General features: G+C 63.5%; 1 protein-coding gene. It reads right to left on the reverse strand.

The features are described from left to right. The coding region (locus ACM5SV_RS36590) for an ABC transporter ATP-binding protein (RefSeq protein ID WP_419425530.1) at positions 1-868 on the reverse strand (868 nt) is incomplete at its 3' end. Positions 869-885: the final 17 nt, after the last annotated feature.

The following is an 885-nucleotide window of genomic DNA, read 5'->3' on the forward strand; positions in this document are numbered from 1 at the left end:
GCCGGATGCCGAAGATCACCTGTCTGCCGGTATAGGCGGTCAGGCCGTCATTGCCTGAGATGACGGGCAGTCGGAGCGGGGCGGCATTCGGCCGCTCCAGCGAGACTTCGAGGCCGCCGGCGCCGTTCTCGACGGTGGCGTTGAGCAGGTTCATCGCCGGCGAGCCCATGAAGTCGGCGACGAAGATGTTGGAGGGGCTGTTATAGATCTCGGCCGGCGTGCCGAACTGCTGCAGCACGCCGTCCTTCAGCACGGCGATCTTGGTCGCCAGCGTCATCGCCTCGATCTGGTCGTGGGTGACATAGACAAAGGTGGTGCCCATGCGCTGATGCAGCCGCTTGATCTCGGTGCGCATGTCGACGCGCAGCTTGGCATCGAGATTGGAGAGCGGCTCGTCGAACAGGAAGACCTGCGGATTGCGCACCAGCGCCCGGCCCATGGCGACACGCTGGCGCTGGCCGCCGGAGAGCTGGCTCGGTTTGCGGTCGAGCAGATGACCGATCTGCAGCATGTCGGAGACTTGGGCGATCGCCCTGGCACGCTCCTCCTTCGGCACGCCGCGGATCTCCATGCCGAAGGCAATGTTGCCCGCCACCGTCATGTTCGGATAGAGCGCATAGGACTGGAACACCATGGCGATGTCGCGCTTGGAGGGATGCAGACCGCTGATGTCGCGCCCGTCGATCTTGATATCGCCTGACGTGATCGTCTCCAGCCCGGCAATGGTGTTGAGCAGCGTCGACTTGCCGCAGCCGGACGGGCCGACCAGCACGAGAAAGCCGCCCTTTTCGAGTTCGAGGTCGATCCCCTTGAGAATGTCGACGGCGCCGAAGCGCTTTTTGAGACCGGAGATTTCGAGGAAGGCCATGGATTACCCTTTGACAG

Origin of the sequence: Rhizobium sp. CRRU65 (assembly GCF_048551595.1) — a bacterium.
In the GTDB taxonomy this organism is placed as follows: domain Bacteria; phylum Pseudomonadota; class Alphaproteobacteria; order Rhizobiales; family Rhizobiaceae; genus Rhizobium; species Rhizobium leguminosarum_J.